General features: G+C 41.3%; 16 protein-coding genes and 1 pseudogene. 8 read left to right on the plus strand and 9 right to left on the minus strand.

Annotation, left to right across the window (positions count from 1 at the left end; all coding sequences use genetic code 11):
• Both V7K76_RS28090 and V7K76_RS28095 read left to right on the plus strand, forming a co-directional pair.
• On the plus strand, positions 1-414 hold a 414-nt coding region (locus V7K76_RS28090), incomplete at its 5' end, for an ISAs1 family transposase (RefSeq protein WP_335030265.1).
• 54 nt (positions 415-468) lie between these two features.
• On the plus strand, positions 469-1,254 hold the full coding sequence (locus V7K76_RS28095) for a hypothetical protein (RefSeq protein ID WP_334776008.1): 786 nt from the start codon (positions 469-471) through the stop codon (positions 1,252-1,254).
• A gap of 93 nt (positions 1,255-1,347) precedes the next feature.
• On the opposite strand, the gene V7K76_RS28100 is transcribed toward V7K76_RS28095, so the two are convergent.
• From V7K76_RS28100 to V7K76_RS28115, 4 genes are all read right to left on the minus strand, one after another.
• Positions 1,348-2,541, minus strand: a complete 1,194-nt coding sequence (locus tag V7K76_RS28100) for a 4-hydroxy-3-methylbut-2-enyl diphosphate reductase (RefSeq protein WP_334776007.1) — start codon at positions 2,539-2,541, stop codon at positions 1,348-1,350.
• Positions 2,542-2,770: 229 nt separating this feature from the next.
• Entirely contained in the window at positions 2,771-3,634 is an 864-nt protein-coding gene (locus V7K76_RS28105; protein ID WP_334776006.1) for an SGNH/GDSL hydrolase family protein, read from the minus strand.
• A gap of 144 nt (positions 3,635-3,778) precedes the next feature.
• The gene (locus tag V7K76_RS28110; protein ID WP_442936238.1) at positions 3,779-5,167 is read right to left on the minus strand and encodes an ammonium transporter; all 1,389 of its coding nucleotides are present in this window, start codon (positions 5,165-5,167) and stop codon (positions 3,779-3,781) included.
• A gap of 537 nt (positions 5,168-5,704) precedes the next feature.
• A complete protein-coding gene (locus tag V7K76_RS28115) occupies positions 5,705-6,028 on the minus strand; it encodes a YnfA family protein (protein WP_334776004.1) in 324 nt (107 codons plus the stop codon).
• Between the two features lie 244 nt (positions 6,029-6,272).
• Here V7K76_RS28115 and V7K76_RS28120 point away from each other — a divergent pair, with 244 nt between their 5' ends.
• The 4 genes from V7K76_RS28120 to V7K76_RS28135 all read left to right on the plus strand — a co-directional run bounded on the left by V7K76_RS28120 (position 6,273) and on the right by V7K76_RS28135 (position 15,859).
• The gene (locus V7K76_RS28120; protein WP_334776003.1) at positions 6,273-10,934 is read left to right on the plus strand and encodes a GAF domain-containing protein; all 4,662 of its coding nucleotides are present in this window, start codon (positions 6,273-6,275) and stop codon (positions 10,932-10,934) included.
• Positions 10,935-11,446: 512 nt separating this feature from the next.
• Positions 11,447-12,496 carry an adenosine deaminase gene (locus V7K76_RS28125; protein ID WP_334776113.1) on the plus strand — a complete coding sequence of 350 codons (1,050 nt, stop codon included), beginning with the start codon at positions 11,447-11,449 and terminating at the stop codon, positions 12,494-12,496.
• Positions 12,497-12,594: 98 nt separating this feature from the next.
• Complete coding sequence (gene mutL / locus V7K76_RS28130; RefSeq protein ID WP_334776002.1) at positions 12,595-14,376, plus strand: DNA mismatch repair endonuclease MutL; 1,782 nt, start codon at positions 12,595-12,597, stop codon at positions 14,374-14,376.
• Between the two features lie 310 nt (positions 14,377-14,686).
• Positions 14,687-15,859 carry a Fic family protein gene (locus tag V7K76_RS28135; RefSeq protein ID WP_334776001.1) on the plus strand — a complete coding sequence of 391 codons (1,173 nt, stop codon included), beginning with the start codon at positions 14,687-14,689 and terminating at the stop codon, positions 15,857-15,859.
• A 150-nt stretch (positions 15,860-16,009) separates the two neighbouring features.
• Here the strand turns inward: V7K76_RS28135 and V7K76_RS28140 are convergent, their stop codons facing one another.
• The 4 genes and pseudogenes from V7K76_RS28140 to V7K76_RS28155 all read right to left on the minus strand — a co-directional run bounded on the left by V7K76_RS28140 (position 16,010) and on the right by V7K76_RS28155 (position 17,912).
• Positions 16,010-16,315, minus strand: coding sequence for a hypothetical protein (locus V7K76_RS28140; protein ID WP_334776000.1), 306 nt, complete (start codon positions 16,313-16,315; stop codon positions 16,010-16,012).
• On the minus strand, positions 16,302-16,748 hold the full coding sequence (locus V7K76_RS28145) for a TniB family NTP-binding protein (protein ID WP_334776112.1): 447 nt from the start codon (positions 16,746-16,748) through the stop codon (positions 16,302-16,304). The genes V7K76_RS28140 and V7K76_RS28145 overlap by 14 nt, the downstream gene beginning before the upstream one ends.
• Before the next feature lie 85 nt (positions 16,749-16,833).
• Positions 16,834-17,082: pseudogene (locus V7K76_RS28150) on the minus strand (Mu transposase C-terminal domain-containing protein); the annotation flags it as partial.
• A 647-nt stretch (positions 17,083-17,729) separates the two neighbouring features.
• Entirely contained in the window at positions 17,730-17,912 is a 183-nt protein-coding gene (locus tag V7K76_RS28155) for a CsbD family protein (RefSeq protein WP_334775999.1), read from the minus strand.
• A gap of 418 nt (positions 17,913-18,330) precedes the next feature.
• Between V7K76_RS28155 and glgX the strand changes: the two genes are divergently transcribed.
• Both glgX and V7K76_RS28165 read left to right on the plus strand, forming a co-directional pair.
• A complete protein-coding gene (glgX, locus tag V7K76_RS28160) occupies positions 18,331-20,457 on the plus strand; it encodes a glycogen debranching protein GlgX (protein ID WP_334775998.1) in 2,127 nt (708 codons plus the stop codon).
• A 244-nt stretch (positions 20,458-20,701) separates the two neighbouring features.
• Positions 20,702-21,328 carry a Uma2 family endonuclease gene (locus tag V7K76_RS28165; protein ID WP_334775996.1) on the plus strand — a complete coding sequence of 209 codons (627 nt, stop codon included), beginning with the start codon at positions 20,702-20,704 and terminating at the stop codon, positions 21,326-21,328.
• An 11-nt stretch (positions 21,329-21,339) separates the two neighbouring features.
• On the opposite strand, the gene V7K76_RS28170 is transcribed toward V7K76_RS28165, so the two are convergent.
• The gene (locus V7K76_RS28170) at positions 21,340-22,263 is read right to left on the minus strand and encodes a tetratricopeptide repeat protein (protein ID WP_334775995.1); all 924 of its coding nucleotides are present in this window, start codon (positions 22,261-22,263) and stop codon (positions 21,340-21,342) included.
• Positions 22,264-22,422 lie beyond the last annotated feature (159 nt).

Below are 22,422 nucleotides of genomic sequence, written 5' to 3' on the forward strand. Positions count from 1 at the left end.
GTGTCACAACTTCCTGCACTTCATGAACAAAATTTGTGGGCAGGACTAACAACAGTCGTGATGGTAGTGCGTTCAATTCAGCATTGGAATAAAACTACCCAGGAGGTGCAATTTTACATTACTAGTCTGAAGAGTGATGCTCACAAAATTGGTAGTGCCATTCGACAACATTGGGGTATTGAAAATTCTGTTCATTGGACATTAGATGTCACTTTCAATGAGGATGAATGTCGAATTCGTTCTCTGCACAGTCCACAAAATTTTTCTTTGCTACGTCGCATTGCTCTTAATGCCTTAGAGCGAGAATCATCTTTTTGCCGCAGTATTCGCCAAAAGTCTCGGCAAGCCGCTATGAATGATCAGTATATGCTTTCTGTGTTGGCGGCGGCTTTCCCTAACTCAACACTCTCTTAGAATCCATTTGTCAATAGGCTTTGAGATGCGCTAACCCTGGTATATAAAGCCAACATGAGAGGCGCGCGTTCTGAGTGGGTAAGTCTTGTTGAGGCAATTGAGAAAGACGAAGTAGTTTCTGAAATAGCACTGCGTTATCTTCTTTCGCAACTACTCAATCAAGCAGATAACTTTAGAAGATTAGCTTTACAAACTATTGAGAATCTGACCTTATTTCTAGAAGCAACAGTTATTGATAAAGGCATTTCATTAAGTCTCATACTGCGTCACATTAATCAATCTGATTATGCGGCTCGTTTAATGGAGATAGCTATGCATAGCTTAATGCAGGCTATGCAAGAATACCAAGTTTTCCCCGACAGTTTGCTAAAACCACTTTCGCAAATGCGTTCAGCTAATAAGAAGCATGGCAACATTGGTGATATTGAACTTTTAGAGGATAGGCAAATTGTGGAAGCTTGGGATGCCAAGTATGGTAAGTCATACTTGCGAGATGAGATTGAAGAATTATCAGAAAAACTGGAAGTACATCCGGCTGTTAGAAAGGCTGGTTTCGTTACAAGTCTTGAAGCTGAACGAATTGATGAACTGATGCCTAGATGTCATGAAATTGAAGAAATATTTGGGATATCCCTGGAAATAGTTACTTTTAAAGAATGGGTAGGGCTACAGTTTGCTCGTACATTGGCAGAAGAAACAACAACTGAGCAAGAACTTGCTTCTGCTTGGCTCATAGCTTACACAGAATCTTTAGCGCAGCGACGTAGGGAAATTGCCCCAATTGATGAGCCATGTTATCAATGGCTGCTTAAACTAAACGAGACTTTGACAATTAAATAGCTAAATGCTACTCATCGCTGCAACAAGTATAATGTCATTCCCCTCTAACCAGATTCTCACCTTTCAGGAGGAAATGGAGAGAGGGGATTTAGTCTATTTTTTGACTGCAAAAATCTTCTCAATCACATCTTCTACTACCTTATCTGGCGTGGAAGCACCAGAAGTAATTCCCACAGAAATTTCTCCCTTTGGCAACCAATTTTCTGTAGTTATTAACTGCCCATTTAATTGTCGATGTTCAATGGAATTTCCTGATTTTAAGCGTTCAACAGTATCAATGTGATAGGAAGGAATTTTCCGCTCAAAAGCAATTTGTTGCAACTGAGTAGTATTCGATGAATTAAACCCACCAATTACTACCATTAAATCTAAATTATCTTCCACTAACTCCAACATGGCATCTTGACGTTCTTGGGTAGCGTCACAAATGGTGTTGAAGCTTTGGAAATGCTGATTTAACTCAATCGGGCCATATTTCTGCAACATAGTCCGCTCAAAAAGCTTACCGATTTCCTCAGTTTCACCTTTAAGCATGGTAGTTTGGTTGGCAATGCCAACTCTTGCTAAATCTCGATCTGGGTCAAATCCTGCTGAACAAGCTTTAGCAAATTTGGTCAAAAATTCTTCACGGTTCCCACCATTGATAATATAGCTAGCAACATATTCTGCTTCTGGCAAATTTAACACTATTAAATACTTGCCAGCAAAGGAACTAGTTGCAACTGTTTCTTCGTGCTTATATTTACCGTGAATAATGGAAGTATAATCAATTTTTTTGTGCTTTTCTACTGTATTCCAAACTTTAGATACCCAAGGACAAGTAGTATCAACAATTTTGCAGCCTTTATCGTGAAGTATCTGCATTTCTTGAACGCTAGCCCCAAAGGCGGGTAATATGACGACATCACCAGTTCCAACAACAGAAAAGTCTTTATTCTTTCCTTCAACGGGAATGAATTCTACTTCCATTTCCTGCATTCGCTGATTCACAGAAGGGTTGTGGATAATCTCGTTAGTAATCCAAATTTTTTCTGTGGGGAAGTGCTGACGGGTTTCGTAAGCCATTGCTACAGCCCGTTCTACACCCCAGCAAAAGCCAAAGGCTTTTGCTAGTCGGATTGTTACATTGCCCCGTTGTAGAGTGTAATTGCGATCGCGAATTTCTTGAATCAAGTTACTCTGATACTCTGACTGCAACTGAGTAGCAACTTCTGCTTGATGACCAAAGCCCTTGCGATTGTAATTTTCTGAATGTTGGAGGCTGCGCTTAAAAGCTTTTGTATCCATGAGATTTGTCTACTTAAACCACTATTTCTTATTTTCTCGTGCCCAGACGCGATTTATACAGAGTTTTCAAAGATATTATCAGAGAGCGGGAAAGGCTTAATGGAAAGGGGCTAACGGATTGAATGCCCTTACCATTTTCACTTTAACCGAGTACGTGGGTCTAAATCCCCGGACGCGATGTTCGAGTACTCGCTAACGCAAAACTTAATTACGAATTACGAATTACGAATTACGAATTATTTAACCTTTTACCCTCTTTTTCTTGCTGGGGTTTTAATTCGATCTCGCTATAAATCTGCAATGCAGAACGCCAAACTATATAACCTTCAGGACTTAAGTGCAAGCCATCAGTAGTAAATTCGCGGCGGAGATTTCCTTGTTTGTTGGTAAACAGGGGATGTAAATCGAGATATTTGACACCTTTTTTGGTACAGATGCTTTGTAGTTGCTGATTCAACTCGCGAATGCGACTATTGGCAACAGCCAATAGGTTTCCTCGTCCCTTCCAGGTTGCGTCCTCTGCCCCATGTGGCAAAATCGACTCAACAACAATTTGTGCTGTGGGATGCGTCTTTCGGAGGTAATTGATAATTTGCCGTTGATTATCTAAAATTTCTCCATCACTCATCCCCCGAATCAGGTCATTAATGCCAATCATCACAAAAATCACCTCTGGCTGGGTGCGGTTAAATATTGTTAATCTTTTCAAGAGACCATTGCTGGTTTCGCCAGAAATTCCTTGATTGAGCCAACTTTTACCCTCAGGTAATAACTCAGGGGGAAACCACAAACTCAGAGAATCTCCCACCAGGATGCTTAAATGCGGAGGACGTTGGTCAGCAGCGACCTTGGCTTCTTGCTTGAGAATATCTACCCACTCCTGGTAAGTGAGTTGGTGACGGCGACCTAAATCAGGTGTAGCAATTGAGCGATCGCTATTTAAGTTGATTGGCTCTGGGGATGTTATTATCCCAAAAAAAGCGCCCAATCTCTGCTGTTGCGAAATTAGCAGAATGACCGCCAACATTAGGATGCCGTTGGTTAACAGCGAGAAAAATGCCCAGAGAGGAAAGGTTTTCAAAGAAGTAGACACGACTAGCGAAATTTACCAATTATTTGAATCAAATTTTAACGCTAGCGATCGCAAATTAGCCCAATTTTGGATTTTGAATTTTGGATTTTGGATTGAAAGAAAAATCTAAAATCTAAAATCTAAAATCCAAAATTGAATGACTCCCTACTGAGTCGGACGATCGCCAAACTCGGAGTTGTAACCTTCTTCGCCGTGTTCGTTGATATCTAAACCTTGCAATTCTGCTTCCTCTTTAACTCGCAGCCCGACTGTAGCATCGATCACCTTGAGAATAATCCACGTACCAACACCTGCGATCGCATAAGCAACGGCAATTGCTACTAGTTGAACTCCCAATTCACCAAAATTACCACGCAGTACTCCTTCTTTACCTCCACCGTTAACTTGAGTTGTGGCAAAGACTGCGGTTAAAATTGCCCCTATTGTACCACCAACCCCATGCACGGGATAGGTATCTAAAGCATCGTCAATTTCTAACTTGTGCTTGAAACTAATGGCATAGAAGCAAACAAAGGCGGTGATGAAACCAATCAAAATCGCTGATAGCGGTGTGACAAATCCGGCGGCGGGAGTGATGCCCACTAAACCAGCAACGGCTCCTGTTGCTGCTCCTACGGCGGTTGGTTTACCCCGCAAAGCTGCTTCCAAAATTAACCACATTAAAGCCGCTGCTGCCGCCGCCGCATTGGTGGCGACAAAGGCTGTGGTTGCCACATTTGTAACTACAGTGCCAGAAGTTCCACTAGCAACTGATAGGGCACTACCAGCGTTGAAACCGAACCAACCAAACCACAACAAGGCAGCACCTAACAAAATAAATGGAACGTTGTGCGGTGGGCTAAGGCGATCGGGATGGGTTTTCCGAGGCCCAAGGACGATCGCTGCTACTAGGGCTGAAACACCGGAACTAATATGAACTACTGTGCCACCTGCAAAATCGAGGGCACCCAATCCACCATACAAACCTAAAAATCCACCTTTTGCCCATACCATGTGAGCTAGAGGGGCGTAAACAAAGGTTGACCACAGTAGGACAAAGAGTGAATAGGCGCGGAAACTCATCCGTTCTACGATCGCTCCAGAAATTAAGGCTGGGGTGATAATCGCAAACATGGCTTGATAGATCATGAATGCCTGGTGGGGTATCGTTCCGGCATAAGAGACGACTTCCGGCGGATTTGACCCTTTAAGATAATTGGTTATCTCTAATCCGACACCATTCAACCCAAGCCATTGTAATCCACCGATAAACGGTAAACCTGGCGCAAAAGAAAGACTATAGCCCCAGAGAATCCAGGTAACTCCGACAATCGCCATTAACACAAAGCTCATCATCAATGTGTTTAAGACGTTGCGCGATCGCACAAATCCACCATAGAAAAACGCTAATCCTGGTGTCATTAGTAGTACGAGCGCTGCTGAAATCAGCATAAATGCCGTATCTCCAGTATCAGCAGTAGGTGGAGCAGCAGCAGCAGGGGTTTGGGCAAAAGCATCGCCCATCAACGGCCCTGCCAAAAACAGTAGGGTCATAGCCCCAATCATCACAAATTTCTTCAACACTTCTTTCTCTTCCTAAGCACCGATGATTTGTATACTTAACTACATTTGATTACTTTTAGCTACACATTTTTGTCTTTAAAGTTACTTAACCTGAATTTTCTGGAAATGTTAACAAAAATATAATCCTGATTGTAGTTGCCAAGATCGAAATAAGGGTGTTTCGATGCAATCACTGCATCTTTTTTTTGAAAAATAGCATTTTATTCCAGCGCTACAAAATTCCAAATTTTTAGTTAAACCTCGTCTAAACTTGAGAACTGTAGTTTTTTACCAAAATTTTGCGATTGCTTCCTACCCTGCGGGAACGCTAAGAGCGAACGTCGCAATGACACAACAGAATAATTCAAAACTTCGCTCCTAATCTCCCGTATAAACGCGTAGATATCTACTTGCCTGATTCTCATCGCTTAGTTACAAAAAAACTTTTGCAATTTTGCGTGAGATGATCGTCTGTTTTAAAGGGAATAATATAAAAGCTATTGGTCAAAAATAATATAGAAAATTTACTTAAGTTCTCGGAGCAAACATGATAATTAATACACTTACTAGAGCTAAACATACTCCGATTAAGTCGTAGCGGTCTGGAGTTACCCCGTCTACCTTCCAGCCCCAAAGCGTTGCCATTGCAATAAATACGCCACCATAAGCTGCATACACTCTGCCAAAATTTGCCGATTGGAGAGTTGCAAGAACCCCGTAGAAAGCCAAAGCAATTCCTCCCAATAGACCCCACCACAAAGGCTTACCTTCGCGTAACCACAACCAGATCAGGTAGCCACCCCCAATTTCAAAGAAACCAGCCCACAAAAAATACAGTAGTGACTTAATCATTTAACCGATTATTTAATAAGTCGAACTCAGTGAAATTACGCTAACACTTTTAACTAAACTATTGTCATTAATTAAAGTAAGTTTGTTGAATTGGGCATTGGGCATTGGGAAAGAGGAGGCAGGAGGCAGAAGTTCTTTAATTTTGAATTTTGAATTTTGAATTTTGAATTGATTTCTCCCCTGCTCCCCCTGCCTCCCCCCAGTCCCCAGTCCCCAATCCCCAGAATGTAGATAAGGCTCACGGATGAAAGCACCATTACCTGATAACGAAGCACAGAGAATTGAGACGCTTTTAGAATATAAGATTCTGGATACGCCATCTGAAGCCGCCTTTGACGATCTTACCCATTTAGCTTCGTATATTTGTCAGACTCCTATTGCCTTAATTAGCTTAATTGATACAAATCGCCAGTGGTTCAAGTCAAGAGTCGGAATGGAAGCCTTAGAAACACACCGAGATTTGGCATTCTGTGCCCATGCTATTCTACAGCCTGACGTTTTGGTTGTGCCTGATGCAACAGATGACGAACGATTTGCTACAAACTCACTGGTAATATCTGACCCAAATATTCGGTTTTATGCTGGTGTACCTCTTACTAACCCTGAGGGATACGCGCTAGGAACCCTATGTGTAATTGACTACGTACCACGAGAACTTAATCCAGAACAACTGGAGGCATTGCGAACCTTAGGTCGTCATGTGATTAAGCAACTGGAATTACGCCGAAATTTGGCAAGTTTGGTATTTGTTACCAAGAAAGGCAAACAGGCGCAGAGGGTACGCAAGCAATTTTTCAAAAAGATTGCAGCAGGTTTTGCTTTGGCGTCGGCAATGGTAGTTCTGATTGGCGTGGTTTCTTATCAAAATACAAGAGTATCTACTAATAATCGCAGTACCATAAAAAAAACTTATAAAAAAATCAACAGCCTAGAAAAACTACTGTCCCAAATCAAAGATGCCGAGACTGGACAAAGTAATTATATCTTCACTGGAGAACAAATTTATCTAAAACCTTATCAAACAGCACTTGCTAACGTCGATCGAGAAATTGCCAACCTGAAGGATTTAACAGCAGATCAACCGAACCAACAAAAGCAGATTGCAACCCTTGAATTTATCATCACGGCTAAACTTGCTGAACTAAAACAGACTATCAACTTGCGCCAGAGTAAGGGATTAGAGACGGCGTTGCTAGTACTACAGAAAAATAATCAGCAAAATCTCATGGATGATATCCACAAAGCGATCGATGAGATGGAAAACGAGCAAAGGGGACAGCTTGAGCAGCAATTACAAACAACAAAGGCTCGGATTCGCAACACAATTCTGATACTTGCGATCGCCATCTGCCTAAGTTTTATTGTTCTCGTTGTAGTCTACTACTTCATCTATCGTGAGGTTACAGAGCGGAAAAAAACAGAAGAAACCTTAAATCAAGAACGCAATTTTATCTCAACAGTCCTTGATACAGTCGGCATGTTGGTAGTAGTTCTCGACACTCAAGGAAAAATCGTTCGTTTCAATCAAGCTTGTGAGCAAATAACTGGTTACTCCTTCGATGAGGTGAGGGGTAGGTATTTCTGGAATTTATTCCTAATTCCTGAAGAATTGGAGCCAGTCAAAGGAGTTTTTAACCAATTGCTAACTGGTGAAGGCTTCCTGAAGTACGAAAACTATTGGGTAATGAAGGATGGTAGTCGGCGACTGATTGCCTGGTCGAATACCTTCTTAAAAGACTATGAAGGATCAGTGGAATATATTATTAGCACTGGCACTGACATCAGCGATCGCAAACGCGCAGAACAGCATCTAACTGCCCAATATGCTACAACCCGCGTCTTAGCAGAGTCAGCCACGATGGGCGAAGCTACTCGCCAAATCTTGCAAGGAATCTGTGAGAGTTTGGCATGGGATTTGGGTGAAATTTGGATGGTCGATGAGCAAGCAAACGTGCTGCGTTTTCTCGATATTTGGCATAAAGCATCTCTGGAAATGCAGGAGTTTGAATCACTGAAGCGGCAAACCACCTTTTCGCCAGGAGTGGGACTACCTGGCCGAGTTTGGGCTAGTTCCGAACCTGTTTGGATTGCTGATATCGCGAAAGATATTAATTTCCCTAATTTCAAAATTGCTGCTAAAGTCGGACTACGCGCAGCTTTTGGTTTTCCAATCCGCAGCGACCATAAAATCCTTGGTGTCATTACCTGCTTCAACCGTGAAATCCATCAGCCTGACCAAGATTTGGTCAAAACAATGAATTATATCGGTGAACAAGTGGGGCAATTTATCCAGCGTAAACAGGCTGAAGAAGAAATACAACGCCAAAATTTGCGATCGCAACTATTTACCGAAATTACCCTCAAAATTCGCCAGTCTTTGAAAATCGAAGAAATTCTCCAAATCACTGTTGAGGAGGTACAAAAGATTCTCCAGACTGACCGAGTTTTGATCTATCAATTTTTACCAGATGAGTCTGGAACTACCGTTACTGAAGCAGTAGTTTCTGGCTTACCAACGATCAAAGATCAAAATATTACTCCCCTTTATTTACAAGCGGAATATCTACAACAATATTATCTACAGCAGTACCGCCAAGGACAGATTTTAGAGCTAAATAACTTGGATCTGCCGGAAGTTGAACAAAGCCATCTAGAACTCATACAACAGTTTGGCGTCAAAGTCAATTTGGTTGTACCCATTCTTGTCAAAGAAGAACTGCGCGGTTTGCTCATAGTTCATCAGTGTGACGATTCCCACCACTGGTCTAGCTTTGAAACTCATCTTTTGCGACAAATAGCTGACCAAGTAGGTATTGCCTTAGTTCAAGCCCAACTATTAGCAGCAGAAACTCGTCAGCGCCAAGAACTGGAAATTGCCCGTCGCCAAGCGGAATTAGCTTCTCAGATGAAAAGTGCCTTTTTGGCAAATATCAGTCATGAAATTCGGACTCCGATGAACGCTGTATTGGGGATGACCAGCTTGGTATTAGATACTCCCTTAGATGCAGAACAGCGAGATTTTATTGAAACAATTCGCAGTAGTGGAGATGCCCTTTTAAGTTTAATCAACGAAATTTTGGATCTTTCCAAACTTGAAGCGGGAGAGATGGCTCTCGAAACTCTAGATTTTGATCTATCCACTTGTGTAGAAGAAGTGGTGGAATTATTGGCTCCCTCAGCCCATAACAAGGGATTAGAAATTGCCGCACTGATTGAGTATAACGTCCCAACCCACCTCAAAGGAGATACGGGTAGGCTGCGGCAAATTCTGATGAATTTAATCAGCAATGCGATCAAGTTTACCAGCGCTGGCGAAGTATTGGTGCAAGCCGAATTGCGTTCCTTTTCCGCAACTACAGCCACCATTCATTTTGACATCACAGATACAGGTCTTGGCATTAGCCCTGAAGACCAACGCAAACTCTTTACGCCATTTACTCAAGTGGATGCTTCTACCACTCGCAAATATGGTGGTACCGGTTTGGGATTAGCTATTTGTAAACAACTTGTCACCTTGATGGGAGGAGTGATTGGGGTAGAAAGTCAGGTAGGAAAAGGATCTAATTTTTGGTTTGAGGTACTTTTTACCAAGCAAGTTGAACCTGTTTTGCCGAAATGCGATAGCTTCGCCAACGCCAAGGGCGAACGCCCACTTTTACATAATCGCCGCTTGTTAATAATAGATAACAACGCTACTAATTACAAAGTTATCTCCCATCAAGCTACTCATTGGGGAATGGAGGTAGATCATGTTGACAATATTTTTGCAGCCCTGAAAGTTATTCAGCAAGCTGATGAGCAAGGGAAACCATATCATATCGCCTTAATTGATATGCAAAGAACCCAAACTTATGGTATGACAATCAAAGAACAAATTCAAGCTAATTCTGCACTTGCTAAGATCCCTTTGATTATGGTTGCCTCTACTAATCAACGGGATGAAGTGCAACAGGCACTCAAAATCGGATTTGCTGCTTATTTGGTCAAACCCATTAGACCATCACGACTTCTCGATACCATCATGACTATTTTAGGAGTGCAGTCGGAATCAGAACAAGAGGCTACTAAAGAAATCCAGAGTCCAGAAACTTTAGACATTCTTGCTTCCTCTTTTCCTAACTCCTCTACTAAATCCAAGTTAAGAATTCTCCTAGCAGAAGATAATTTGGTGAATCAGAAAGTAGCCTTGAAGCAACTCCAGAGTTTGGGCTATAAAGCCGATGTCGTTGCTAATGGCAAGGAAGTTTTACAGCTATTAGAAAAAATTCCTTACGATTTGATTTTAATGGATTGCCAAATGCCAATTCTTGATGGTTTGGAAACCACAAAAGAAATTCATCGTTGGCAAGAAGATGCCTTTGCCCTGGGTCATCGTCCTGTGGTGATTGCGATGACGGCGAATGTGATGAAAGAAGACGAACAAACGTGTCTCAATGCCGGAATGGACGATTATCTGAGTAAGCCAGTTTTTAAAGAAAAATTGGCTGCCACCTTAGAGCATTGGATAGGCGTGATTTCTTCCCAACAAGAGACAATTGTGTATGAACAAGTAGTTTCCACCACAAACAACGGCACAGATGATCTAGCAATTGATTGGGAACAGTTGCATCAGATATCGGGAAATGATCAAGAATTTGAACTAAATCTATTGCAATTATGCGTTGAAGATATTAAACCACGTTTAGAGATCATTAAAATAGCGATCGCACATAATGACTTTGAGCAAATAGCACGAGAAGCCCATCACCTTAGAGGTGCTAGTGCCAACATTGGAGCCACAGCTATGTATCTAGCCGCTAACAAACTAGAACAACTAGCTAACGATCAAGACCTGAGAGGTACTAACAACTTAATTTCAGAATTAGAAGAATTTATCAACCGTATTCAAGAATTTTTAACAAAATAGAATAAAGGAGTCGTTTTAGGCATTGATTAAAACAATTCGCAATTCGCAATGACGCTCGTTCGCTCTTAGCGTCTCCCCTTGGGAGAAGACTCGCTCTAAGCGAAGCCATGCCGAAGGCTTTACGCTGCGCTAACGCAATTCGCAATTACGTTTTGAGACGGGGATTTAGACCCCGACCCAAAACGGGTTGCCTGTATTGCTGGGGACTTAAACTAGGCTGTTGACAAAGCCAAGAGGGTTTCAAGCCGCGCCCCTTGTGGGCAATTAACATTTTTGGGGGAAGGTTCAAGCCCCACCCCTTGTGGGTGGCTCCTCTCCTGCCTCCTGCCTCCTTGACTTTGTGCCTTTTTAGGCGTTTTTCGCTCATGCAGTTTTTGTGTCGTCAACGAACTCCGAGAATAGGGTTTTTCTTTTCGAGAGCATAGATTGACCAAAAACTTCAGCCAACCATGCTTCAACATCAGCAAAACTATTTGTTACAATTATTGAAATTTTTACCTAAAAATACCACTATGGCTTTATATGCTGAATTACATAGACATCTGGGCGGCTCGGTTGTACCACGAGTTTTATGGCAATATTTCGAGCGACATGCTTCGGAGTTGATTTCCCGCTTTGCTGATTATTCAGAATTTGAAGATTTTTATACCCGTCCACGTAACACCCTAGATGAGTATCTAGAATTACACACCCTGGTAGAAAGTGTGCAAACTGTGGAGACTTTGCCTTACTTTATCTATCGTTTGGTGCGCGGTGCTTACATCTTTGAGAATTTGGCTTATCTGGAACTGCGCTATACTCCTTATCTGCGGACACCTGAGCATTTGAGTCAATCCGAAAGAATTGACAAGATGGCAGAAATTGTGCAAGTAGTAGGACTTGCCAGCCACCAGCCAGAATATCCGATTGTTACTAGCCAAATTCTCTGTATGCACACACGCCTACCTTATGAGGTGAACAAGGCGATTATTGATTTGGCGGCGCAAAATCAACAGTATGTCTGTGCAGTAGATGTAGCGGGGGGTGATAGCTATTACGCCGATCGCTTAGAAGAATGGATTAGTCTATATGATTATGCGCGATCGCTAGGCGTTAACACCACGGGACATCTATATGAAACCACCGCCGGTTGTTACCCAGAACTGTTACCCTATCTAATGCGAATCGGTCACGGCATCCAAATTCCCTTACTATATCCAGAGTTACTTAATGATGTGGCTAAACGCGGACAGTGTTTAGAGGTTTGCCCCACAACTTACCTGAAAACTGGTACTTTGCAAGATATACGTCAACTCAAATTAGTCTTTGACCGTTGTTTTGATGCTGGGGTTGATATCGCTATCTGTACTGATAATGCTGGATTGCACAATGTGCGTCTACCATTTGAGTATGAAAATCTCTTGACTTACAACATTATTAGTTTTGAACAACTACACGCTTGTCAAGATGCAGCTTTCCGTCATGCTTTTGCTTGGCCTTATAGTCAACCTCCTGCATCCCTGTTGAACGGTTTACTCAAACCCGAACCACCTAAAGTTTTGGCAATCAGGGAAAGTAATTAACGACTATCTAGAGATAATTAATAAAAATCTCTCATAAGATTCACTTCCCCATCTTCCTCATCTCCCCCATCTCCCCCAGAAGCTATAAACTATAATTTATGGCATCTACTATTCAAGCTCTACCAACAGAAGTCGTATATCTCATTACAGCTGGAGAGGTAATCGACTCTTTAGCCTCTGTGGTGCGGGAATTGGTAGAAAATTCCCTAGACGCAGGTGCAACGCGAATTGTGGTTTCTCTATGGCCGCAGCAATGGCGAATTCGTGTGGCAGATAATGGTTGTGGAATGAATCTAGATGATTTACAACAAGCAGCCACAGCCCACAGCACGAGTAAAATTCGCTCTAGTGCCGATTTATGGAAAATTCACAGTTTGGGGTTTCGTGGTGAGGCGTTGCACAGTTTAACGACTCTGGCAGATTTGGAAATTTTGAGTCGTCCTGTAGGCGGAAAATTGGGATGGCGGATGATTTATGGCGATGGTGGGAAAGTTGTGCAAGTTGAAGCAACTGCGATCGCACCTGGTACAGTAGTTACAGTTTCTCATCTTTTCGGTAATTGCTCATCTCGTCGTCAGGGATTACCCACAACAGCACAGCAAATGAAAGCTGTGCAAGCCACAATTCACCAAATCGCCCTCTGTCATCCCCACATCACCTGGCAGATTTGGCAAAACGATCGTCAATGGTTCACCATCTGTCCAGCTGCCACAACAGGGCAACTCCTACCGCAGATTTTACCGCAAGTGCGACAAGGTGACTTGCAAGAAATAAAACTCGAAATACCTAACCCACTAAACTCAGAAAACAGAACTCAGAATTCAGAATTCAGCACTTCTAACTCCTCACTCCCCACTCCCCACTCCCCACTCCCCACTCCCCACTCAGCACTCACTTTAGTGGTAGGATTACCCGATCGCACTCATCGTCATCGTCCAGATTGGGTACGTGTAGCCATTAACGGCAGAATGGTTAAGACACCGGAACTAGAGCAAACCATATTATCAGCATTTCACAGAACATTGCCGCGCGATCGCTATCCAATTTGTTTCTTACATCTTGCCATTTCCCCCGATCAAATTAACTGGAATCGCAATCCCGCAAAAACAGAAATTTACCTCAACGAAATCGTTTATTGGCAAGAGCAAATTACCCAAGCAATTAACCAAGCACTCAGCATATCTTCTACCAATCTCAAAGAAGCTGTTCACACAACACGAGTTAGTAAATTACTCAAAGCGGCAGAAGCTAAAGGCGGCTACAATTTCAATCCTCAAAATCCCAACGAAAATCACAAAACTCCTAACTCTTGTACAGACGCGATTAATCGCGTCTCTCCTAACTCCTTAAAAGCTGTCGCTCAAGTTAGCAACACCTATATTGTGGCGGAACATTCAGGTGGTATGTGGTTAGTAGAACAGCACATTGCCCATGAACGAGTTTTGTATGAGCAATTATGCGATGATTGGCAACTTGTCCCTGTCGAACCGCCAATTATTCTTTATCAATTGTCACCAGCGCAAGTATCGCAACTGCAACGCATTGGTTTAGAAATAGAACCCTTTGGCGAACAACTTTGGGCAGTCCGTAACATACCTGCACCTTTGCAGCCGCGAGACGACTGTGCAGAAGCAATTTTAGAACTTAGTTGGGGAGGCGACTTACAAACAGCCCAAGTAGCCGTCGCCTGTCGCAGTGCCATTCGTAACGGTACACCCATGAACCAGCAAGAAATGCAGACACTTTTAGATAATTGGCAACGCACACGCAATCCCCGCACATGTCCCCACGGCCGCCCAATTCATCTATCCTTAGAAGAATCAGCTTTAGCTCGGTTTTTCCGACGTAATTGGGTAATTGGTAAAAGTCATGGAATTTGATATTTCCGATCGCTATTTACGTCAAAACTTGTGTACTGTACATTCACTAATTATTTGTCACTGTTAACAGATTAATGTCATTTTTAACAGATTAATTTTACGAGAGTGGAAATGTAATATGCAAACACTTCCTCGTGGTTGCAAAGGAGTACATGTTGCGATACATCCTGAAGACTTGCATTTAAGACTATGCGTTATTCATGGAGGACAAGAATTCAGGGATAAGCTTTCAGTGTTATTACAGTGAAATTTTTATTTTCTAGAAACTTAGTTTTAATGTCCAGATTTTAGATAAAAATCAAAACCTAGTATGAACGCCGAAGACTTCCAAAATAGTCCTACAGGTAGATTAGTACAAATAGAAGAAGGTAAAAACCCTTGTTATGCTTTTGTTCCTAACCCCCTACCACCAGTAATTGAACTTGATATAGAAATTTGGCGTACTCTTTCAGATGCCGATCGCGCTTTAGGCGAACTTGCTGGATTAGGGCGCACTATGCCAAATCCGACTCTGCTCATACGTCCATTTATTCGCCGTGAAGCTGTTCTTTCCTCACGGATTGAAGGAACGCAAACAAATATAGCCAATCTTTATGCTTATGAAACAGGACAACTCTCACTTCCGGGTGTTCTCCCTCCTCTACCCGAAGGAGATGCTCAAGAAGTATTAAATTATGTGCGTACACTAGAGTACGGTTTAGATAGACTTAGTAGCTTACCAATTTGTTTACGTTTTATATGCGAACTCCATGAACGCTTAGTAGATGGTGTGCGCGGCAAAAATGCGGCTCCCGGAGAATTTCGTCGTTATCAAAATTACATTGGGCAATCAGGGTCTATTATCAACGATGCTCGATTTATTCCTCCTCCCGTACCAGAAATGCACCAATGCCTAAATGAACTAGAAAAATATTTACACGACAATTGTAATTATCCGCCATTAATTCGCATAGGTTTAATTCACTATCAGTTTGAGAGCATTCATCCATTTATGGACGGTAATGGACGTATCGGCAGATTAGTAATTTCACTACTTTTATTGAACTGGAATTTATTACCCTTACCTTTACTTTATCTCAGTGCTTACTTTGAGAAACATAGACAAAAATATTACGATTTCATGCTGGGCATCAGCAAGCATGGTGATTGGCGCGAGTGGCTAATATTTTTTCTCCAAGGGGTAACAGAACAATCAAAAGATGCGGTGATTCGGTCAAAAAAGTTACAAGATTTACAAATTCAATGGAGAAACGAATTAACCCAAGCTCGTGCTACTGCCTTACTGTTACGTCTTGCAGACAGCTTGTTTGAGTCACCTATTCTGACTATTCCCCAAGCCCAAGAAATTCTAGACGTTACATATCGATCTGCACAACAGAATGTAGAAAAACTGGTTAATGCTGGCATCTTGTTCCAGGTTAGTGAAGGTTCTTACGGTAAAGTATTTATTGCTCCACAAGTCTTACAAGTCATAGAGGAGTAAATATACGCAAATTATACTTTTTGTCTAGAAAATATAATTCTATGAACTAGAATTGTACTTGAATATCAATTCATTGAAAACCTTGCAGTGGTTACTTTTTACTATAAGATAGCGATACCTGTGGGAAGTAGGGCGATCACTCTCGATATCCTAAATTATTTTCTGACGTTCTACCATTTTCCCAAACGGCGTAAAACACCTTTGACACCAAGCATCAACCCAAAACGCCGGGACTTTAAACCTAGCCCCGCAATTAGGACATTCAGACAGCAGACTTAAATTATGATGCGGACACCCTTGAGCCACCTTAAACTGCCACTCAATTTTGTGGCAAGGTGATTCAATATAACAAGCTGCACATAATCGAATAGGCTCCATTTTGATCCCAACCCCAGCAGGTGGTAACATTTGCTGTAATCTATCAGTATCAACCCATACAACCTTAGCTCTGCTCATCCCGCTTAATCACTGCATCTAAGCGGTCAGTTCCTACCAAAATCACTGCTATTTCCAACCTGTCAAAAATATCACGCACTTCCGCAAAAGTTTTCGGCTTAAAGCGATCGGCTTCATCAATAATCAACATTTCTACCCCGCAACCTTTAAGAACCCGCAGTGTTCTATCTCGAATTTCTGCCACTGTTCCTTTAGTTACTTGATATTTCAAATGCTCCATAATTACCCCAAATAATTCCTTAGCACCGCACTCCTGGGGAATTTGGATATAAGCTACAGGTACAGTTGGGGGTTTTCCTGCAACTTGAGAGGGTTTATTCCTAAGCCTATAGGCATCACAACCCATTGTTTTACCCGTTCTCGACTCACCTACCACACGCCCAGATTGTCTTGATTGGCGCTTTCCTTCCAACCAATCATGAAGAATTTGCACTTGTTCAAGCGGGACAAAACCTTTACGATTTAATCGTTGAATCTCCGCCTGTAATTTTTCACTATTAATGGGAATATTACCCTGCAATTAAACCAGATTCCCAGCGTTGAAATCTTGTCTGGTCGCCCATTCGAGCATCAAGTCGCTGGTTATAGTTATCAACGATGTAACGCACCAACATTTGCTCTAACTGCCGCAACGTTAAGCAAGCTTCTTTCTCCGCTTCTTCTGGTCGCTCTTGAACGTTTGAACCTGTATATCCCTGTAAAATTGAGAATAATTCTGTATTTAGAGTTTTAAACGGACGCTCAACACTACCACCTTCAGATGGGCGAAGCTCTTTCAGAGCCGGGGTTTTAGGTATTTAGAATACTTTGACAATATTTTGTTAAATTGACAAATAATTAGTTAATGTACATAACTGAACCGGATTGAATTTAATATCTGATTTCGCTTTTAAGCTAATAGACATCTCCGAAAATGAATGTAGAGACGTAGCAGTGCTACGTCTCTACAAGGATTCTGGATAACGCATATTTAATTTCTGGAGATGTCTAATACAAAAAATCCACTTTCTCTAAGTTAGTGGAGTGATTAAATTAATATTAGACTATTACTAATAAATTAATATAGGATTAATATCTGATTTTTGAACAAGATTTCACATAAAACCCTTATAAAACAGGCTTTTCAGTCTCAGTATTTTTTCAGAAATAAAATCGGAGTCCTATAGCTAGTACAACACGGCGTAAATAAACCACGCATTCAAAATCAATGAAACGCTTACGCTGTATTAATTTTGAATTTTGAATTTTGTTAGCGCAGCGTTAGCGAGTCTTCTCCCAAGGGGAGACGCTAAGAGCGAACGAGCGTCATTTTGAATTCCACCTTGCGGTACTAGTGGTCTGTACCATTAATTTTGTTGGGCTGTTTGATCCCCGACAACTTCTGCGAAGTCGGGGATCTGAACACCACTCTAAATTAGTCTACAATTTTCTTAACTTCGTCCTTAATGTTTTCTACAGTGTGAGAAACTTCGGCTTCAGCTTGCTTTGCTTGTCCTTCAGCTTTGTCTTGTGGATTACCTGTGACTTCACCCACAACCTCTTGAATTTTTCCTTCAATATTTTTTGCAGTAGCTTCTATTCTTTTTTCGATACTCATGGTTTTTATCTCCAGCTTGTAGTTAATTCAGCTATTACATAAACTAACAACAAGGTATTTTTTTTTACATCCATCAATCGGGAGAATAATTTGATAAATTAACTTAACCTAAGATAGATGTGGAATGGCATGGTAGCACACAATTGTAAAATATGAATATATCGTACATAAGATTTATATTAATTTTCAATCTCCACCGGGGTTAGTCCCGCCGAAGCGATCGCTTGAAATCTGTAATTTTTCTGACTTAAGGAATAGAGATTTATATTGCTAATGATAGAGCAGATAACATTATTTATGAGTTAGATTTTAATGTTAGTGATTTTAACGAATTATTAGTAACTTTCAATTTTGACTAATTATTCAAAAAAGTCGAAATCAATTATTTACCGAAAAACAAATCATTCAAGATTTACTTATGTATGTAACTTTATGGCCAGGTAAAGTATATCCTTTAGGTGCAACTTGGGATGGTAAAGGAACAAACTTTGCTTTATTTTCGGAAAATGCAACAGGGGTAGAACTTTGTTTATTTGATAGTGATGACGAAGAAATTCGCTTACATCTGACAGAAAAAAACAATTTTGTTTGGCATGGTTACTTACCAGGAGTTGGGCCAGGTCAAAAGTATGGGTTTAGAGTGCATGGAATGTGGGCACCAGAAGTAGGTCATCGATTTAATCCCAACAAACTATTGATTGACCCCTACGCTAAAGCAATTGATGGTGAATTTAGTAACGATCCATCTGTCTTTGGTTACTCTCTAGACGCTGAGGAAAAAGACTTAGTTTTTTCTGAGCTAGATGATGCCAAAATAATGCCCAAGTGTGTTGTGGTCGATCAATCTTTTGATTGGGAAGGTGATCAACTTCTTGCGACACCTTGGCATACAACTGTTATTTATGAAACTCACGTCAAAGGTTTTACAAAACTACATCCAGGTATTCCAGAAGAATTACGTGGAACTTATGCCGGGTTAGCACATCCGGCTGCAATTCAACACTTACTGCAATTAGGAATTACAGCAGTTGAGTTGATGCCAGTACATCATTTTCTATCTCATCCGGGACATTTAGAAGACAAAGGATTAAAGAATTACTGGGGCTACGATTCCATCAACTATTTTGCACCCTATTCTAGTTACAGTGCTAGTGGAACTGGGGGACAACAAGTCGCTGAATTCAAGCAAATGGTCAAGGCACTACATTTTGCGGGAATTGAAGTTATCTTAGATGTAGTCTACAACCACACAGGCGAAGGAAATCATTTCGGGCCAACGCTATCTTTGCGAGGTATTGATAATTCTGTATATTACCGTTTAGTAAAGGAAGATCCTCGCTACTACATGGATTTTACAGGCTGCGGTAACTCTCTGAATGTGCGTCATGCTCAAGTTCTGAAGTTAATCATGGATAGCCTGCGCTATTGGGTAATAGAAATGCATGTAGATGGCTTCCGATTTGATTTGGCCTCGGCGCTGGCACGGGAATTATATGAAGTAGATAATCTATCTGCTTTCTTTGATATTATTCATCAAGACCCAATTTTAGCAGATGTAAAGCTAATTGCTGAACCTTGGGATTTAGGAGAAGGCGGCTATCAAGTCGGGAACTTTCCACTACGTTGGTCTGAGTGGAATGGTAGATATAGGGATACAGTCAGAGATTTTTGGCGTGGTGTAGATGATAGTTTAGGACAATTTGCTTACTGTTTTACTGGTAGCCCTGACCTATATCAAACCAATGGACGCAACCCAAATGCAAGTATTAATTTTATAACTGCTCATGATGGTTTCACGTTAAATGATTTGGTCAGCTACAACGAAAAGCATAACGACGCAAATGGCGAAGATAATAGAGATGGTGAAAGCCATAATAGATCCTGGAATTGTGGTGTAGAAGGCGAAACCGACGATCCAGAAGTAATGCGTTTGCGCGAACGGCAACGACGAAACTTTTTAGCAACTCTAATGCTATCTCAAGGTGTCCCAATGTTATTAGAGGGGGATGAAATTGGCTGTAGTCAAAAGGGAAATAATAATGTCTATTGCCAAGACAATGAGATTTCCTGGCGGCATTGGGATTTACATAAAGCGAACTCAGATTTACTAGACTTTACACGTGAACTAATTAATTTTCGTAATCAGCATCCAGTATTTCGACGGCGTAAGTGGTTTCAAGGTCGCCCCATTCACGGTTCAGGCATTAATGATATTGCTTGGTTTAATGCTGATGGCAGTGAAATGACTGAAAAGCAGTGGTTAGTTAGTTATGCCAAAGTAATGGAGATTTTTTTGAATGGGCAGGGAATTGCTACTCCAGGGGATCGTGGTGAGCGGATTATTGATGAAAGTTTTCTATTGTTTTTTAACGCTCACTACGAGTTAATTGACTTTGCTTTGCCCAATGAATTTAAAGAAAAAGCATGGGAGATAGTAATTGACACTAATGAACCTCGCTTTTTAGATCGGGGAAAATTAGTTTCAGGCTCTCAAACTGTACCAGTTACAGATCGTTCTCTGATGGTGTTACGCCTGATTGGTTAGCAGGACGAAGAGAAAAAGGGGTTAAGGGCTACTGGCAACAATTTTGGGTTTTGAGACGCGATAAATCGCCGTCTCTACAAGTGTTTCGGGCTTATCTGAACTGTATTCTTTCATAAGCGAGCTAGCCTCCAAAAGGCGAAAAATAATAAGCCTCAAATACCTTTAGTTTGCAACAATTATGAATTACGTTAGCATTGGGAAAACTGGAAGCTTCGCAAACACAATAGTTCGCAAACACAATAGAATGATTCAAACCTTACGCAAACTAGTTACATTCGATGAATTCGTTGCTAAATACCCTGACAACACAGGAAAACGTTATGAATTGCATGATGGAGTAATTGTAGAGATGACGCAACCTACAGGCGACCATGAAGAGGTAGTTGGATTTTTAGCATTTGAAATTACTAGAGAGTGTATTCGTTTAAATCTCCCCTATTTCATACCCAAAACAGTATTAGTCAAACCGCCTGAAAATGAATCTGCTTACTCACCAGATGTGCTGATATTAAATCGCCCCAACTTGGTAAACGAACCTTTGTGGAAAAAAGAATCTACTGTAAGCCAAGCGGAATCAATACCCTTAGTAATTGAGGTAGTGAGTAGCAATTGGCGTGATGATTATTTAAAAAAAGCTGCTGACTATGAGGCTGTAGGCATCCCAGAATACTGGATTGTAGACTATGCTGCTTTAGGCGGTAGGCGATTTATTGGCAACCCTAAACAACCAACTGTCTCTCTCTACACTTTAATTGAGGAAGAGTACCAAGTCAGCCAGTTTCGAGGTAGCGATCGCATTATCTCACCTCTTTTCCCAGAGTTAAACTTAACTGCCGAACAGATTTTTCAAGCTGGTGGATACCCTGTATAGTACTGAAAATCTTATAAAAGAGCGATTTCCGTTGCAAAGGAGATTTTTTGTCGCAGATTCTTCAGTAAATCTAGAGTTTTTTCGTAGGCAACTCTCTTTCCTTGGTTTTCAAAGTATTCAGATGCTTTTTGTAAATCAGCGATCGCAGCTAAATGATATCCTAAGCGATACTGAGCTACTCCCCGATTAACATAAGCCTGGGCATTACTGGGGTTAAGTTTGATTACTTGGGAAAAATCACGCACTGCACCAAAGTCATCTCCGTTTCGGCCGCAAGCACAAGCTCGGTTAAAGTACGCTCTATAATCATTAGCATTGAGGCGAATTGCTAAACTAAAGTCGAGCATCGCAGCTTGGGTATCTTGCAAGACAAAATGCGCTAAACCTCGGTCATTATAGATATCTGCAAGCAGTAAGCTAGTTATTCGAGGAATTTGAGTTAGGGCTAAATTAAAGTCAAGAATTGCCTCTGAGTCTTTCCCATCGCCAGCACGGGCTAGCCCTCGGTTGTAGTAAGCTCGAAAATCGTAGGGTTTAAGTGCGATCGCTCGGTTATGATCGACAATGGCAGCAGGATAATCCCCTTGTCTGTAGAATGCCACTCCTCGGTTCAGATAAGCCTCAAAGTTATCCGGTGCAAAATTTATGGCTTGAGTACAATCTGCGATCGCTTGATGGTAATCTTGTAATTGGAGATAAGCAAGACAGCGATCGCTATAAGCCACAGCAGAATCTTTCTTAAGTGCAATCGCCTGGCTGAAATTCTCTATTGCTTCCTGATAATCACCGCGCCGCATCTTATCTACACCTAACTCTAAGAAATCACCTGCTGTAATTTGGGTAATTAAAATGGGTGAAGAATGTGCAGGTAAAGTCAAAAAAGTGAGAGGTAAAGCAATAATTATACTGAAAAATAATCGCCATAAATTACTCATAATACCAAATTAGGATAGGTAGTATTGTTTGATATTTTTGGAACAGTCTTTTTGTAAAGACTCTTTAATCCAAAATTGGTATAAGCATCCTATTTGATCATTTCAGTAGCAACAAAATTGGCGGGACAAAAAGCCCCGCAAATTGTTAATTTTTTAAGT

This window comes from Nostoc sp., from assembly GCF_036917975.1.
GTDB lineage: Bacteria > Cyanobacteriota > Cyanobacteriia > Cyanobacteriales > Nostocaceae > Nostoc.